Source organism: uncultured Chryseobacterium sp. (assembly GCF_936933875.1).
Classification (GTDB): domain Bacteria; phylum Bacteroidota; class Bacteroidia; order Flavobacteriales; family Weeksellaceae; genus CAKZIK01.
In genome coordinates, this window is sequence record NZ_CAKZIK010000019.1 from 22,870 (window position 1) to 39,561 (window position 16,692).

At 39.2% G+C, this 16,692-nt stretch carries 10 protein-coding genes and 1 CRISPR repeat array; of the genes, 4 read left to right on the forward strand and 6 right to left on the reverse strand.

Annotation, left to right across the window (positions count from 1 at the left end; genetic code table 11):
- Positions 1-137: 137 nt before the first annotated feature.
- Complete coding sequence (locus tag Q0252_RS02660) at positions 138-380, forward strand: helix-turn-helix domain-containing protein (RefSeq protein ID WP_297983482.1); 243 nt, start codon at positions 138-140, stop codon at positions 378-380.
- A gap of 71 nt (positions 381-451) precedes the next feature.
- Here the strand turns inward: Q0252_RS02660 and Q0252_RS02665 are convergent, their stop codons facing one another.
- On the reverse strand, positions 452-1,093 hold the full coding sequence (locus Q0252_RS02665) for a DUF6266 family protein (RefSeq protein ID WP_297983485.1): 642 nt from the start codon (positions 1,091-1,093) through the stop codon (positions 452-454).
- Positions 1,094-1,834: 741 nt separating this feature from the next.
- Here Q0252_RS02665 and cas9 point away from each other — a divergent pair.
- The 3 genes from cas9 to cas2 are packed head-to-tail and all read left to right on the forward strand — an operon-like array spanning position 1,835 to position 7,482.
- On the forward strand, positions 1,835-6,211 hold the full coding sequence (cas9, locus tag Q0252_RS02670) for a type II CRISPR RNA-guided endonuclease Cas9 (RefSeq protein ID WP_297983488.1): 4,377 nt from the start codon (positions 1,835-1,837) through the stop codon (positions 6,209-6,211).
- A gap of 7 nt (positions 6,212-6,218) precedes the next feature.
- Positions 6,219-7,112, forward strand: a complete 894-nt coding sequence (gene cas1 / locus Q0252_RS02675; protein WP_297983491.1) for a type II CRISPR-associated endonuclease Cas1 — start codon at positions 6,219-6,221, stop codon at positions 7,110-7,112.
- Positions 7,113-7,143: 31 nt separating this feature from the next.
- Entirely contained in the window at positions 7,144-7,482 is a 339-nt protein-coding gene (gene cas2 / locus Q0252_RS02680) for a CRISPR-associated endonuclease Cas2 (protein WP_297983494.1), read from the forward strand.
- A 1,675-nt stretch (positions 7,483-9,157) separates the two neighbouring features.
- Positions 9,158-9,820: direct repeats of the CRISPR family, unit length 47 nt; unit sequence GTTGTGCTTCATCACGAAGATAAACAATTTTGAAAGCAATTCACAAC.
- 274 nt (positions 9,821-10,094) lie between these two features.
- On the opposite strand, the gene ilvA is transcribed toward cas2, so the two are convergent.
- From ilvA to ilvD, 5 genes are all read right to left on the reverse strand, one after another.
- Positions 10,095-11,336 carry a threonine ammonia-lyase IlvA gene (gene ilvA / locus Q0252_RS02685; RefSeq protein WP_297983497.1) on the reverse strand — a complete coding sequence of 414 codons (1,242 nt, stop codon included), beginning with the start codon at positions 11,334-11,336 and terminating at the stop codon, positions 10,095-10,097.
- Between the two features lie 118 nt (positions 11,337-11,454).
- Positions 11,455-12,492, reverse strand: coding sequence for a ketol-acid reductoisomerase (ilvC, locus tag Q0252_RS02690; RefSeq protein ID WP_297983498.1), 1,038 nt, complete (start codon positions 12,490-12,492; stop codon positions 11,455-11,457).
- A gap of 51 nt (positions 12,493-12,543) precedes the next feature.
- Positions 12,544-13,062 carry an acetolactate synthase small subunit gene (ilvN, locus tag Q0252_RS02695; protein ID WP_297983501.1) on the reverse strand — a complete coding sequence of 173 codons (519 nt, stop codon included), beginning with the start codon at positions 13,060-13,062 and terminating at the stop codon, positions 12,544-12,546.
- Between the two features lie 138 nt (positions 13,063-13,200).
- The gene (gene ilvB, locus Q0252_RS02700; RefSeq protein ID WP_297983504.1) at positions 13,201-14,940 is read right to left on the reverse strand and encodes a biosynthetic-type acetolactate synthase large subunit; all 1,740 of its coding nucleotides are present in this window, start codon (positions 14,938-14,940) and stop codon (positions 13,201-13,203) included.
- A 7-nt stretch (positions 14,941-14,947) separates the two neighbouring features.
- Complete coding sequence (ilvD, locus tag Q0252_RS02705) at positions 14,948-16,624, reverse strand: dihydroxy-acid dehydratase (RefSeq protein WP_297983510.1); 1,677 nt, start codon at positions 16,622-16,624, stop codon at positions 14,948-14,950.
- Positions 16,625-16,692 lie beyond the last annotated feature (68 nt).

The following is a 16,692-nucleotide window of genomic DNA, read 5'->3' on the forward strand; positions in this document are numbered from 1 at the left end:
GTTTATTGTGGAAAACTTTTCCTGCTTAAAGTCTGTGTATTAACATCATACAGCGAAAAAAAATGGTTTTATTCACTATTTTTGTATTTAAGCACAGGAGGAAACATTTGTTGTTGGCCTGATGAAAAGAAACAGTTATGAACGAACGGAAGAAAAATGAGAACCGACCCGGATACCGAAGACCACAGTTTATAGCTGAAAAGCAGCCGCTGGAAAGAAAGTATTACGACAATGCGGATATGATGCAGCTCTTCAATATTTCGCAGCGTACGCTCCAGCGTTGGCGTGATGAAGGAACCATCCCCTTTAAAAAAGTGCGCGGGAAAATCTTCTATGTTGCCGCAGAGGTGGATGAATTTATGAGAGGAGACAGCAACTAATTTTTACGGTAAAATAAAATACCGCAGGTCGCAGACCTGCGGTATTTTTTGTGCTGAAAATTTAGATTTCATTACAGCACAGTCAACGTGTCAAGATACACCGAATTGCAGGCGGTGTCCTGCGCTTCATTCTGGAAGAACGCAAAAATATGCACCGTTTTTCCGTTCCATGCTGCAGGAAGTGTTACGGTTGCGGCTCCTGCAGTGCGCACTTCCGGACCTTCCTGTACATAAAACTCTCCCGATTCTTCTTCGTACACCGCAGTACAGAAAAGATCGGTTGCATTCGCCAAAACCTGACTGCTGTTGTCGTCCCAGGTGAAATTGATTTTTTCGCCGGTGGTGGCGGTTTTGTCCAGGTTTTGAAAACCGGTGAGATCGCCTTTCGTAATCAGCACTTTGTTCATCTGCAGAACAATTTCTCCATTCTGTTCCGTAATCACTTCCTTCAGGAGATAACCGGCTGCAAGATTCACACGGGATTTTACGCCCGAATTGTCTCCATACAGACGGCTTTGCATTTCCCGAAGCGAGTTCTGAAATTTCATCGCGAGTGCAAACTTCTGCCTCTGCAAAATCTGCAAAGGAGTGGGGTTGCTGCCTGAAGATTTCGGACGGCTTCTAATCACGTCCATTCCGCGCCAGTTGGCGCCTACAACCGTTCCTACGGTTCCGCTGAATCCTCCGAGGATTCCTTTTTTAATTGTGCCCATGAGCTTAAAAATTTTAAATTCTGTAGCAAATGTAAACGCCTTAATTTTTATATGCAAGTATTTATTAATCAGCGACTTAACATTACTTTATTTGTCTTTTATTTGCGTTTCCTGTCTTTGGAATTCTTCCATTTTCTTTTTGTGTCTTTGCTTTTCATCGGTTGACTTTCAGTTTCTTTCAAAGACTTTTATTTGCTGTATTTGTCCTTAGAATGTACCGTGAAGTCTTTGCATGTCTTTAGAATTCCTTACCTGTCTTTTCTTTACCGTTTATGTCATTGGATGGCACTTTCTGGCACAGTTTGTCTTCGTTTTTTCGCTATTTGTTGCAGAGTGGTTCGGGAATGGTTGCGGAGTGTTGCCGGAAAAAGGAAATTTTGGGAAGAGGGGTTGAATATTTATTCAATCTTTGACAAATGAAAATGCTCAGTTTTTCACCTTAAATAGTATTATATAACATTTGAGCACAGAAAAACCTCCTGATTATGTACAAGAGGTAAACCAAATGTTTTGTTTACTGTTTAATTTAATTCTTTGAGTGTTAAGAAACATCTAGGCAAAAAAAAACCTCCTGATTATGGACAAGAGGTAACCCAAATGTTTTCACAACGGAATAATCCTTATTGTGAATTGCTTTCAAAATTATTGTATCAAATATATAAAAAAATTCTAATCCAATCATTTTTTTTATAATTATTTCTACATAAATTTATTAATTTAGGAAACTATAATAATTAAAATATGAAGAGAATTTTAGGATTGGACTTAGGGACGAATAGCATTGGTTGGGCTTTGATCACACAAGACTTTGAAAATAAACAGGGTGAAATTCTGGGGATGGGAAGTAGAATTATCCCGATGTCTCAGGATATATTAGGAGAATTTGGAAAAGGAAATTCGGTTTCACAAACTGCAGAACGAACTGGTTACAGAGGTGTTCGTCGTCTTCGAGAAAGATATTTGCTACGTCGTGAGCGACTGCATAGAGTTTTAAATATCCTTAAGTTTTTACCAGAACATTTTGCCAATGAGATTGATTTTGAGAAACGTTTTGGGAAATTTAAGTCGGATAACGAACCTAAGATAGCTTATAATACTGATGGTTTTGTCTTTAAAAACTCTTTTGAAGAGATGCTTTCTGATTTCAAAATGCATCAACCTCAAATTTTAAAAAATGAAAAAGGAGAAGATAAATTAGTTCCATATGACTGGACAATTTATTATTTGCGTAAGAAAGCACTGAGTCACAAAATACAAAAAGAAGAATTGGCATGGATTCTTTTAAACTTTAATCAGAAGCGGGGGTATTATCAGCTGCGGGGAGAAGAGGAGGAAGAGAGCCCTAATAAATTAGTTGAATTCTATTCATTAAAAATTGTTGAAGTTACAGCAGACGAACCACAGAGAGGCAAAACAGATATTTGGTATTCTCTTACTTTAGAAAACGGCTGGGTTTATCGCAGAGCAAGTAAAACGCCTTTGTTTGATTGGAAAAATAAAACCAGAGATTTTATTGTAACCACAGATTTGAACGATGATGGCAGCATCAAAAAAGACAAAGACGGAAATGAAAAAAGAAGTTTCCGCGCGCCAGCTGAAACAGATTGGACTCTCGTAAAAAAGAAGACAGAGCAAGAAATTGATAATTCCCATAAAACTGTCGGAGCTTACATTTATGATACTTTGCTCCAGAATCCAAAACAGAAAATAAAAGGCAAATTAGTAAGAACGATCGAAAGAAAATTCTATAAAGCCGAGTTGCAACAGATTTTGGAGAAGCAGACAGTCTTTCATCCTGAGTTGCAGAGCGACGATTTGTACAGTGCTTGTGTACGCGAATTATATAAAAATAATGGTGCGCATCAATTGACATTAAGCAAAAAAGATTTTGTGCATTTGTTTTTGGAAGATATTATCTTTTACCAAAGACCTTTGAGAAGTCAAAAGTCGTCTATCTCTAATTGTAGTCTTGAGTTCAAAAAATATAAGGATAAAGATGGTGTAGAACATACACAATATTTAAAAGCAATACCAAAATCTAACCCTTATTATCAGGAATTCCGCATCTGGCAATGGATGTACAATCTGAATATTTACAGAAAAGATGACGACGAAAATGTGACTCAAGAATTTCTTAATTCTTCTGAAGATTTGGAAAAATTATTTGAGTTTTTGGATGGGCGAAAAGAAATTGAACAAAAGCCATTGCTTAAATTCCTTTTGGAGCAAAAAGACTTTAAAGGAAAAGTACTGACAGCAGAAATTGAAAAGTATCGTTGGAATTTTGTTGAGGACAAAAAATATCCTTGTAATGAAACCAAAACAATGATTGCTACAAGGCTAAGTAAAGTAGATAATATTGCAGATGATTTTTTTACAAGAGAAATAGAGCAGCAGATTTGGCACATCATCTACTCAGTTAATGATAAAGTCGAGTACGAAAAAGCTTTAAAATCATTCGCCAAAAAACATAATTTGGATGAAATCTCTTTCTTCGAAGCGTTCAAAAAATTTCCACCATTCACAAGTGATTATGGTTCTTTTTCGGAGAAAGCGATTAAGAAATTGTTGCCTTTGATGCGAGTAGGAAAGCATTGGAGTTATGCCAATATTGATGAACATTCAAAAGCAAGAATTGATAAAATCATTACTGGGGAATATGATGAAAATATCAAAAATAAGGTAAGAGAAAAAACTTTAAATCTGACGACTGAAAGTCATTTTCAAGGTTTGCAATTGTGGTTGGCTCAATATATTGTCTATGGTAGACATTCTGAAGCTTCAATGATTGGTAAATGGAATTCGGCAGATGATTTAGAATTGTTTTTGAAAGAGTTCAAACAACATTCACTACGCAACCCGATTGTAGAGCAGGTAATCACAGAAACCTTACGTGTTGTAAAAGATATTTGGGTGCAATACGGAAAAGGCGCAAAAGATTTCTTTAACGAAATTCATATTGAATTGGGTCGGGAAATGAAGAATACTGCCGATGATAGGAAGAAAATTACCAATCAAGTCACGGAAAACGAAAATACTAATTTGCGCATCAAAGCTTTATTGGCTGAAATGATGAATGATGCTAATGTTGAAAATGTGCGTCCTTTCTCTCCAATGCAACAAGAGATTTTGAAAATCTATGAAGATGGAGTACTGAATTCTGATATTGAAATTGATGATGATATTCTGAAAATCAGTAAAACAGCACAACCAAGCTCCTCTGATTTGAAAAGATATAAGCTTTGGTTAGAACAAGGTTACAAATCGCCTTATACAGGACAAATTATTCCTTTAAATAAACTATTCACTCCGGAATATGAAATTGAGCATATTATACCGCAAAGCCGATATTTTGATGATAGTTTTAGTAATAAGATTATTTGTGAGGCTGCTGTTAATTCTTTAAAAGGAAATAAACTGGCTTATGAGTTTATTAAAGATCCTGTACTTCAAACTGTTGAAGTTGGTTTTGGAAAGAGTGTTCCTATTTTAAAGCCAGATGAATACGAAGAGTTTGTAAAAAAACATTACGCTAAAAACAGAAGTAAAAAGACAAAACTTTTATTAGAAGAGATACCTGAGAAAATGATTGAGCGCCAGATGAATGACACTAGATATATCAGTAAGTATATTTCTGGAGTGCTTTCTAATATTGTACGTGTTGAAGACGGTACAGATGAAGGAGTAAATTCAAAAAATATTGTTCCGGGAAATGGAAAGATTACTACAACTTTAAAACAAGATTGGGGATTAAATGATGTTTGGAATGATTTGATTCTGCCTCGTTTTGAGCGAATGAATCAATTAACCAATTCAACAGATTTCACCGCATGGAATAAAAATCATCAGAAGTTTTTACCGACTGTTCCAATCGAATTATCTAAAGGTTTTTCTAAGAAAAGAATAGATCACCGCCACCACGCTATGGATGCTTTGGTCATTGCCTGTGCAACGAAAGACCACGTAAACCTTCTTAATAACCAGTCAGCAAAATCAGATACCAAACGATATGATTTGAAGAAAAAACTGATGAAGTTTGAAAAAGCAGTTTACAATGATCCTAAAACAGGCGAAAGAATAGAGAGGGAAATACCAAAACAGTTTTTAAAACCTTGGGAAACCTTTACAGTTGATGCTAAAAATAGTTTGGAAAATATTGTGGTAAGCTTCAAACAGAACCTGCGTGTCATTAATAAGGCTACAAATTACTTTGAGAAATATGTTGAAAAGGATGGTGTGAAAAGTAAAGAAAGAGTAGCGCAAACAGGCATAAATTGGGCGATAAGAAAGTCTCTGCACGAAGAAACAGTTTCTGGAAAAGTTGATTTACCTTGGGTTAAACTTGGGAAAAATGAAATAACGACAGCAACGAGAAAGTTTTTGGATACAAGTTTTACATCTGAAAAAATTGGTAAGATAACGGATACTGGAATTCAAAAAATTCTTTTTAAGTATCTTGAATCTAAAGATAATAATCCAGAAGTTGCATTTTCTCCAGAGGGGATAGATGATTTAAATAATAATATCAATCAATATAATGATGGAAAATATCATCATCCAATAAGTAAAGTTAGAATTTATGAGAAAGGAAAAGGTAGATTTGTTTTAGGTCAGAAAGGAAATCGAGTTAAAAAGTATGTACAAGGAGCTCCAAATTTATACTTTGCTATTTATGAAGATGAAAATAAAAAGAAGGTGTATGAAACTATTCAATTAGACATTGTGATTGAAAGATTAAAACAAGGATTATCTGCAGTGCCGGAAAGAAACTCTGACGGTTTTGTATTAAAAGAAACTTTAACACCTCTTGATTTAATATATATACCAACTATTGATGAAATTGAAAATTCATTGGTAATAGATTTTAATAATTTAAATACTAATCAGATTAAAAGATTGTTCAATACAAATGATTTTTCGGGAGTAACAGCATACTTCAGCCAAAATTCTTTTGCTAAACATATATTTCCAAAGGAAATGGATTTAAGTTGGAACGAAAAAAAACAAAAACTATCAGGATCTTTTGATTCTAAAACAGCTTCCTATGAAAAGAGGTCAATAAAAGATACTTTTGTTAGGCTGAAAATTGACCGTCTAGGTAACATTTCAAAAGCATGAAGTTCTTATGATCACCCGCTCCATCTACATTGGCAATCCTGCTTATCTCAAACTTAAAGATGAGCAGATGAAAATACTTTGCCCCGAGACCAAGGCAGAAAAAGGAAGTATTCCTGTAGAAGATTTAGGATTGTTGATGTTGGATCATTTTCAGATTACCCTTTCTCATCAACTCATTCAAAAGATGATGGGAAACAATGTAGTGGTGGTAAGTTGTGATGCGCATCATCTTCCACATGGTATTATGTTGCCTTTGTATGGTCATACAGAGCATTCGGATAGGGTAAAAGATCAATTGGAAGCCAGCGAGCCTCTAAAAAAACAATTGTGGAAACAGACTGTAGAATGCAAGATTGAAAATCAAAAAGAAGTATTGTTGAGGTTAGGCAATTATTATGAACCAATGATTGATTATCAAAAAAATGTAAAAAGTGGTGATATTGCCAATATGGAAGGCATTGCGGCGCAGCATTATTGGAAATACCTCATCAGTCTTGATTTTCTGAGACAAAGGTTTGGAGATTCGCCTAATCAATTTTTTAATTTTGGATATGCCGTTTTACGGAGTATTGTAGCGAGAGCGATTGTAGAAACCGGACTGTTGCCTGTGTTGGGGATTTTCCATAAAAATAAATATAATCCGTATTGCCTTGCCGATGATTTGATGGAGCCCTACCGACCGTTTGTAGATTTACTGGTGATGGACTGGCTCAAGGTATATCCCGATTCAGAAGATTTAACCAAAGAATTCAAATCCTACATGCTTCAAATTGCCACAAAAGATGTCAAAATTGATAATGTGAAAAGACCTTTGCTCGTGGCAGTAAAAATGACCGCAGTTTCGCTCTACAAATGTTACACCGGCGAAAAACGCTTGATTTCTTATCCTGAACTGATTTAAAATATGCAAAACCTTAACCTCAACCTCAGTCTTGAACTCCGAACGTTTTAACGCTTACCGAATTATGTGGGTTTTAGTTTTATACGATTTGCCAACCGAAACCAAAGCGAAGAGGAGAGATGCCAACCTGTTCCGTAAACGCTTGGAAGATGACGGATTTGCATTGTTTCAGTTTTCAATTTACGTTCGTCATTGTCCAAGCCGGGAAAATGCAGAAGTTCACATCAAAAGGGTGAAATTCAACCTGCCTAAGGCGGGCAAGGTGGCGATCATGTGTATTACGGACAAACAGTTTGGAGAAATCGAAATCTTTTTTGCCAGAAATAAAGAAGAGCCACCACCAACATTCCAACAGTTAGAATTATTTTGATTTTCATAATTCTAAATAACCTCAAAACCCGCTGAATTTCAGCGGGTTAAATTTTGAGGTTGTGCTTCATCACGAAGATAAACAATTTTGAAAGCAATTCACAACTATTGACGGCCGCGCCCCGATAATCATTAAGTTGTGCTTCATCACGAAGATAAACAATTTTGAAAGCAATTCACAACTTAAAATGGCATCTATGAAATTTACAGGACGTTGTGCTTCATCACGAAGATAAACAATTTTGAAAGCAATTCACAACCTCCAGCCGTCAAGTCGTCCCAATATTCAAGTTGTGCTTCATCACGAAGATAAACAATTTTGAAAGCAATTCACAACCATTCGTCGTTTGTCATTTCACTTTCGACGGTTGTGCTTCATCACGAAGATAAACAATTTTGAAAGCAATTCACAACGGCTTGCGCTTACGGGGGACGGGATTGAAAGTTGTGCTTCATCACGAAGATAAACAATTTTGAAAGCAATTCACAACGTAGATGCCGTAATCCTGTTTTGTGAGTGCGTTGTGCTTCATCACGAAGATAAACAATTTTGAAAGCAATTCACAACGAAACTACAGGTCATATTGACAAGGAATATGTTGTGCTTCATCACGAAGATAAACAATTTTGAAAGCAATTCACAACTTTGCGTTGCTATTTGTTTAGTTCGGATATGTTGTGCTTCATCACGAAGATAAACAATTTTGAAAGCAATTCACAACTGGAAACGTGTGAAGTGTGATTGACAAATCGTTGTGCTTCATCACGAAGATAAACAATTTTGAAAGCAATTCACAACGCGTGCGCTCAATACGGTAAATGGTTATTTGTTGTGCTTCATCACGAAGATAAACAATTTTGAAAGCAATTCACAACGAAAACCTGTTTTCGGTTTGTAAATTTTTAGTTGTGCTTCATCACGAAGATAAACAATTTTGAAAGCAATTCACAACTACTTTCAAATTCACGCTTTGCCCGACCTCGTTGTGCTTCATCACGAAGATAAACAATTTTGAAAGCAATTCACAACTCAAACATACTTGCGGGGTTGCGCCTCAAAGTTGTGCTTCATCACGAAGATAAACAATTTTGAAAGCAATTCACAACTGTGATTTCCATAGGGTTTTAAATTATTTGGTTGTGCTTCATCACGAAGATAAACAATTTTGAAAGCAATTCACAACTGAAAGTGGTGGGTTTTATATCCATCAGGAGTTGTGCTTCATCACGAAGATAAACAATTTTGAAAGCAATTCACAACAGCCATTCTTGGCACTTCTCATCTTCGGTCGTTGTGCTTCATCACGAAGATAAACAATTTTGAAAGCAATTCACAACTGTTCTTAACGTTATGCTCTAAAGCACTGTGTTGTGCTTCATCACGAAGATAAACAATTTTGAAAGCAATTCACAACTACTTTTATTTCGGAAACATTATCTTTTTTGTTGTGCTTCATCACGAAGATAAACAATTTTGAAAGCAATTCACAACTGGTTCTCCCATGTTAGCAATTGTTGGCTTGTTGTGCTTCATCACGAAGATAAACAATTTTGAAAGCAATTCACAACCCACGTTCTGATCATCGGATAGCGTTTCTAGTTGTGCTTCATCACGAAGATAAACAATTTTGAAAGCAATTCACAACGGTGATCATTTGCAGTTCTATCATTCTTTTGTTGTGCTTCATCACGAATATAAACAATTTTGAAAGCAATTCACAACAAAAAGCCTAAGCCAAATCTTGCATCAAACGTTGTGCTTCATCACGAAGATAAACAATTTTGAAAGCAATTCACAACAACCGATGATGTAACCGAATATTTATTCAAGTTGTGCTTCATCACGAAGATAAACAATTTTGAAAGCAATTCACAACATAATCGGGTGGCGGAACTTCTGACCATTGGTTGTGCTTCATCACGAAGATAAACAATTTTGAAAGCAATTCACAACTAAATCGGTAATCTGTTTTTCAAATTCCTTGTTGTGCTTCATCACGAAGATAAACAATTTTGAAAGCAATTCACAACACAGAGGGTACTCAATATGCCGAAAGGAGAGTTGTGCTTCATCACGAAGATAAACAATTTTGAAAGCAATTCACAACACTGATGCCGAAACTTTGGACAAATTATACGTTGTGCTTCATCACGAAGATAAACAATTTTGAAAGCAATTCACAACTGATAATTAGCATCCATAGAATGAAGAAAAGTTGTGCTTCATCACGAAGATAAACAATTTTGAAAGCAATTCACAACTACAATATCAACCAAATTAGACGGCAAAATGTTGTGCTTCATCACGAAGATAAACAATTTTGAAAGCAATTCACAACATCTTAAAAGGGAAAGGTATCATCCAAAACATGTCCCGCATGCGAATCTGTTTGGACAATACGGGGATAGAGAACTTTTTTGGAACTCTAAAATAGAGATGTTTTACACTAGAAAATTTGGCCCAACACATGAGCTCAAGAAGGAAATTGTAAATATATTCACTATTATAACCACGGTAGAATAAGACTGTTTAGTTTTGTCTAAACTTTTGGTGCAGTTTAGAGGTCGCTCTTTTTTGTATCCTTTTTAACCCATAAGAATTTTTGAATGGGATTATACCATATGCGTAAAAAGTTCCCAGTTTTCGTTCAGATACTGGTATTTAATTTTATGCTTATTGAGTTTTTTTTCAATATTCTCCAAATCATTTTTCGCCAAAAGTTCCAACCCGACCACAGCCGGACCTTCCTCACGGTTGTTCTTTTTTGAAAACTGGAAATAGGTAATGTCGTCGTTTTCGCCAAGAATTTTGGTTACAAACTCCTTCAAAGCGCCGGGCCTTTGCGAAAAATTGATAAGAAAGTAATGCTTCAAACCCTCATAAAGCAAAGATCTTTCCTTGATTTCCTCGGTCCTCGTAATATCATTATTGCTGCCGCTCACTATGGAAACCACGTTTTTACCCCTAATTTTTTGGGCGTATAAATCCAGTGCGGAAATACTTAAAGCTCCCGCTGGTTCCACCACAATGGCTTCCTCATTGTAGAGCTGAAGTATGGTGGAACAGATTTTACCTTCGGGAACGGAGATGATATCATCTAAAGTTTCTCTGCAGATTTCAAAATTTCTGTCGCCGACACGCTTCACTGCAGCGCCATCCACAAAGCGGTCAATTTCCGGAAGTTCCGTGTTTTGGCCATTTTCTATAGAAGTTTTCATCGAAGCTGCGCCATGCGGTTCCACGCCTATGAGTTTGGTTTTCGGACTAAACTGTTTAAAAACCGAAACCAGTCCTGCTGCCAATCCGCCACCGCCAATCGGGAAAAATAAATAATCAATGGGTTGTTTTGCATCTTCCAAAATTTCCAGAGCCACAGTTCCCTGTCCGGCAATCACCATTTCATCATCAAAAGGATGAATGAAAACCATTTTGTTTTCTTCACAAAATTTGTGAGCTTTCGCACTCGCATCATCGAATGTATTACCCTTCAACACAATTTCCACCGCTTCTTTCCCGAAAAGTTTTACCTGTTTTACTTTTTGTTTCGGCGTGGTTACAGGCATAAAAATTGTGGCTTTTATCCCTAATTTGTTGCAGGCAAAAGCCACACCCTGAGCGTGGTTTCCGGCGCTGGCGCAAACGATGCCGCGTTTTTTTTCCGATTCAGAGAGATTTGAAATTTTATGATAAGCGCCCCGCAGTTTGTAGGAACGCACGGGCTGCAAATCTTCCCGCTTCAGGAAAACCTGTGTGTTATGACGCTCGCTCAGGTTTTCGTTTTTCATGAGTGGAGTATGGACAGCAACGCCATTCAGATTTTCAGCGGCTTCCTGTATGGATTTTAGTGAAATCATTTTGTTTGTTTTCTTAAAGCAAAGGGGCCAGATTTTTTTTGTTTTATATCATTAAATCTTTGCGACCTAAAAATATTTTTTCGGGTTTATTAAAAAAAATCGCCTTTTCGCTTAAATATTATGGTCTTAATTTCCGAACCTGAGCTCCGGCCTGCCAAAATTCGCTGTTGCGGATTTCGGCGAGTTCTTCATTGAGTTTTTCTCGGTAATCGGGTTTGGAATTGGCGGTGATGACGGTTTCCGCTTCCTTGCCGGAAGTCACGCTGTCGTACAGTTCATTAAACAGTGGCTGGGTTGCGTCCCTAAATTTATTTTTCCAGTCCAAAGCGCCGCGTTGGGCTGTTGTGCTGCAATTTGCAAACATCCAGTCCATCCCGTTTTCGGCAACCAGCGGCATCAGACTTTGGGTAAGTTCTTCCACGGTTTCGTTAAATGCTTCGCTTGGTGAATGCCCTCTCTGACGCAAAACATCATACTGCGCTTCAAAAACGCCTGCCAAAGCGCCCATCAAAATTCCTCTTTCGCCGGTCAAATCGCTGTAAACTTCTTTTTCAAAGGTGGTTTCAAACAAATAGCCTGAACCTACGGCAATACCAATGGCCAAAACTTTGTCCCTTGCTTTTCCGGACGCATCCTGAAACACCGCAAAACTGGAATTGAGGCCCTGACCTTTTAAAAACAATGTTCGCAGGGAAGTTCCCGAACCTTTGGGTGCAACCAGTACCACATCCACATTCTCTGGTGGAACGATGCCTGTTTTTTCTTTAAACGTTACACCAAAACCGTGTGAGAAATAAAGCGTTTTTTCTTCCGTTAAATGCTTTTTCACGATATCCCATTCCTGGATTTGTCCGGCATCGGAAAGCAGGTTCATTAATACTGTTCCTCGTTTGCAGGCTTCCTCGATTTCAAAGAGGTTTTCGCCTTCCTTCCAGCCGTCGCTAAGCGCTTTTTCCCAACTCGCCGAACCTTTCCTTTGCCCAACAATTACATTGATCCCGTTATCCCGCAGATTCAGCGCCTGTCCCGGTCCCTGAACACCGTAACCGAGCACTGCCAGCGTTTCGTTTTTTAAGATTTCCTGCGACTGTTGAAGCGTTAATTCATCCCTGGTTACGACATTTTCCATAACGCCGCCAAAATTTAACTGTGCCATTTTTTTTACTTATAAATGTTGAATTTTTTAATATTTTAATTTCTTAATCACTTAATTTTCCAATTCTTGGAGGTACACACTCAGTTCTTTCATCGATTTGCTCACGGCTACACGTCCGGAGCGGGCAAATTCCAGCACGCCCAAAGGTTTCAGTTTTTCAAACAGCAGTTGTGTTTCTTCTTTGTGTCCGGTTTTTTCGATGACGAGGAAATCGGGATCCACGCTCAGAATTTTTGCGTGGTTTTCGCGGATAACTTTCTCTGCACTGCCGTTGTTCAGCGCATCCGTTTTGATTTTGTACAGCGCAATTTCCTGATGTACGATTTCTTCATTTTCATGCACAAAGGCTTTCAGCACATCTACGAGTTTTTCGATTTGTCCTACCACTTTTTCCACCTGTTCCCGCGTAGTTTCCAGCACGATGGTGTAGCGGTGCACGTTTTTGATTTCCGTTTCGGAAGCAGTGATGCTGTAAATATTCAGGTGTCTTCGCGTGAAGATGATGGTGATGCGGTTCAGCATCCCGATGGTGTTTTCAGTGAATATGGAAACGGTGAATGTTTTGTTCATTTTTAGTATTTTTTATAGAAGTTAAAGAAGCCTAAAGTTGTTTAACACTTTAGTCACTTGAGAAATTATTGCATTTTAAAAGTGCACTTCAGGAAATCTTCGATTTTCTTAAATGAATTAATATCGTTGATTTTGAAATTACTGCAACCGGATATCCGAAACAGAAGCCCCTGTTGGAACCATCGGAAATACATTGTCTTCCCTTGCTACAGCAACTTCCAATAGATATGCTTCATTAGAATTCAGCAGGTTTTCCAGCGCGTTTTTCAAGTCTTCTTTGCGTTCCACTTTTTGTCCTTTGATGTTATAGGCTTTTGCGAGTGCCACAAAATCGGGGCTTTGGATGTCCGTGAAGGAGTAGCGTTTTTCAAAAAACATCTGTTGCCACTGCCGCACCATGCCGAGATAGCCGTTGTTCAGGATGATGATTTTCACGCCGATACTGTTCTGCATTATCGTCCCAAGTTCCTGCAAAGTCATCTGAAATCCACCGTCGCCAATGATGGCTACCACTTGTTTTTCTGGATTGGCGACTTTCGCACCCATCGCCGCTGGAAGCGCAAATCCCATAGTGCCCAAACCGCCAGAAGTAACGTTGTGTTTTGTGCTGTTGTAGTCATAAAACTGCGCCGCCATCATTTGGTGCTGTCCAACATCCGTTACCACCACCGCTTCGCCCTTGCTCATTTCAGAAAGTAAATGGATGACTTCGTCCATCCGCAACTCATCATTAAAATCCTGATTTCGGTTTTTCAAAAGCGTTTCGGTTTCTTCAGTTTTTAAGGCATTAAATTCTCCGAGCCATTCACCATGATTTCTTTTTTCCAAATGATTTAAAAGGTTTGCCAGCGCTTCTTTTGCATCGGCCAAAATAGCTACATCTGCTTTGATAATTTTGTTGATTTCGGCTTTATCAATATCAATATGGATGATTTTTGCCTGCTTCGCATAGCGGGAAATATCGCCGGTAACACGGTCGTCGAAGCGCATTCCCACCGCAAAAAGTACATCGCATTCGTTGGTTTTAATGTTAGGGGCGTAATTGCCGTGCATCCCGACCATTCCCACAAAAAGTGGATGGTTTGCCGGAAAAGCGCCGAGTCCCAAAAGCGTGGAAGCCACCGGAATTCCGGATATTTCTGCCACTTCCAACAGTTCTTTTTCAGCATTTGAAAGCATCACGCCCTGACCAATCAGCATCATTGGTTTTTTGGCCTGATTTAGAAGTGCCGAAGCCGATTTTACATCCTCCACATTCATTTTTGGTTTTGGATGATAACTGCGGATGCGTTCGCATTTTTCATAAATAAAATCGAGTTCGCCAAACTGAGCGTCTTTGGTAATGTCAATCAAAACAGGACCGGGACGACCGGATTTTGCGATGTAAAATGCCTTGGCAATCGCAGCCGGAATTTCCTCTGCCCTCGTTACCTGACAAGTCCATTTCGTGACGGGCATCGAAATCCCAATAACATCCGTTTCCTGAAACGCATCCGTTCCCAGCAAATGTGATGCTACCTGACCTGTGATGCAGACCAGCGGTGTGCTGTCGATCATCGCATCCGCCAAACCGGTGATTAAGTTTGTAGCGCCGGGACCTGAAGTGGCGAACACCACACCGAGATTTCCCGAAGTTCTCGCAAAGCCCTGCGCAGCGTGGATGGCGCCCTGTTCGTGGCGCGTAAGGATGTGCGTAACGTCTTCCGCAAAATGGAAAAGCGCATCGTAAACCGGCATAATTGCACCGCCGGGATAACCGAAAATGGTGGTTACATTTTCAGCCAACAAACTTCTGATAACGGCTTCGGAACCGGTCATCAGATTTTTTTCCACTTTTAATTTTTCTGACTTTTCTACTTGAGTTTCTGTAAAATTCATTGGTGTTTTATTTATCGGTTACACATCCGGTTGACGCACTGGAAACGGATTTGGCATATTTCAACAATACGCCACGCAATGCTTTTAATGGCGGTTCTTTCCATTCAAGTTTTCTTTGGTTAAGTTCTTCATCGGAGATTTTTAATTCGATAGAATTTTTTTTCACATCAATTACAATTACGTCGCCGTCTTTAATAAGAGCGATATTTCCGCCGACTTGCGCTTCGGGAGAAATGTGTCCCACCACAAAACCGTGGGTTCCACCGGAGAAACGCCCATCAGTAATCAGGGCCACATCTTTGCCCAAACCTGCACCGATGATAGCAGATGTCGGTTTCAGCATTTCTGGCATTCCGGGACCGCCTTTTGGTCCGCAATAACGGATCACCACGACATCGCCCTTTCCAATTCTTCCGTTTTCGATGGCTTGATTGGCAGAGTGTTCATCATCAAAAACCTTGGCTTCGCCTTCAAAAAAATCGCCTTCTTTACCGCTTATTTTTGCTACGCTTCCTTCCGTTGCGATGTTTCCGTATAAAATCTGGATATGGCCTTTCGCATTCACTGGATTGTTCAGAAAGTGAAAAACATCCTGCGTTGGGTCCAGTTCAGTGATGCTTTCCAAATTTTCGGCAACAGTTTTTCCGGTAACGGTTAAGCAATCGCCATGTATCAATTGGTTTTGGAGCAAATATTTCATCACGGCAGGCGTTCCGCCGATTTCGTGAAGGTCTTCCATCAGATATCTTCCGCTCGGTTTTAAATCTGCCAAAACCGGAAGTTTGTCGCTCATTCTCTGAAAATCATCCAAACTCAAACCAACGCCCACTGCGTCTGCCATTGCAATTAAATGTAACACCGCATTGGTGGAACCGCCCAAAACCACTACGACAGTCAAAGCATTTTCAAATGCTTTTTTCGTCATAATGTCGCTGGGTTTGATGTCGTTTTCCAACAGCAAACGCACTGCATTGCCCACGGAAAGGCATTCGTCCTGTTTTTCCTGCGCCAAGGCCGGATTGGAAGAACTGTAAGGCAAACTCATCCCGAGCGCTTCGATTGCTGAAGATAAAGTATTTGCCGTGTACATCCCGCCACAGGCGCCAGCTCCAGGACAGGCATTGCGGATTACACCTTTGTAATCCTCCTCCGAAATCGTGTGGTTGATTTTTTCGCCCAAAGCCTCAAACGCCGAAACGATGTTGAGTTTTTTGTTTTTGTAATTTCCGGAGTGGATGCTGCCGCCGTACACCATCAAACCGGGGCGTTTCAGGCGAGCAAGAGCCATTATGGAAGCTGGCATATTTTTGTCGCAACCCACCACCGCAGCTACGGCATCGTAATGTTGGGCTTCCACCACGGTTTCTATGGAATCGGCGATAATTTCCCGTGAAACGAGCGAGTAGCGCATTCCGTCGGTTCCATTCGCCATTCCGTCGCTTACACCGATGGTGTGGAATATCAATCCAACCAAATCGGCATTCTGGACGCCTTTTTTTACGGTTTTGGCTAAATCGTTCAGGTGCATATTGCAGGTATTGCCTTCATAGCCGGTGCTCACGATGCCCACCTGCGCTTTTTGCATATCGTCATCGGTAAGTCCAATTCCGTAGAGCATCGCTTTGGATGCGGGCTGGGAAGGATTTTGCGTGAATTCGCGGCTGTATTTGTTTAAGGTGTTCATTAAGAATTCAGGCTTAGAGATGAAACATTTTTGCGCACTTCTTTGGAATATTCCTGCTGCAGCCTGTA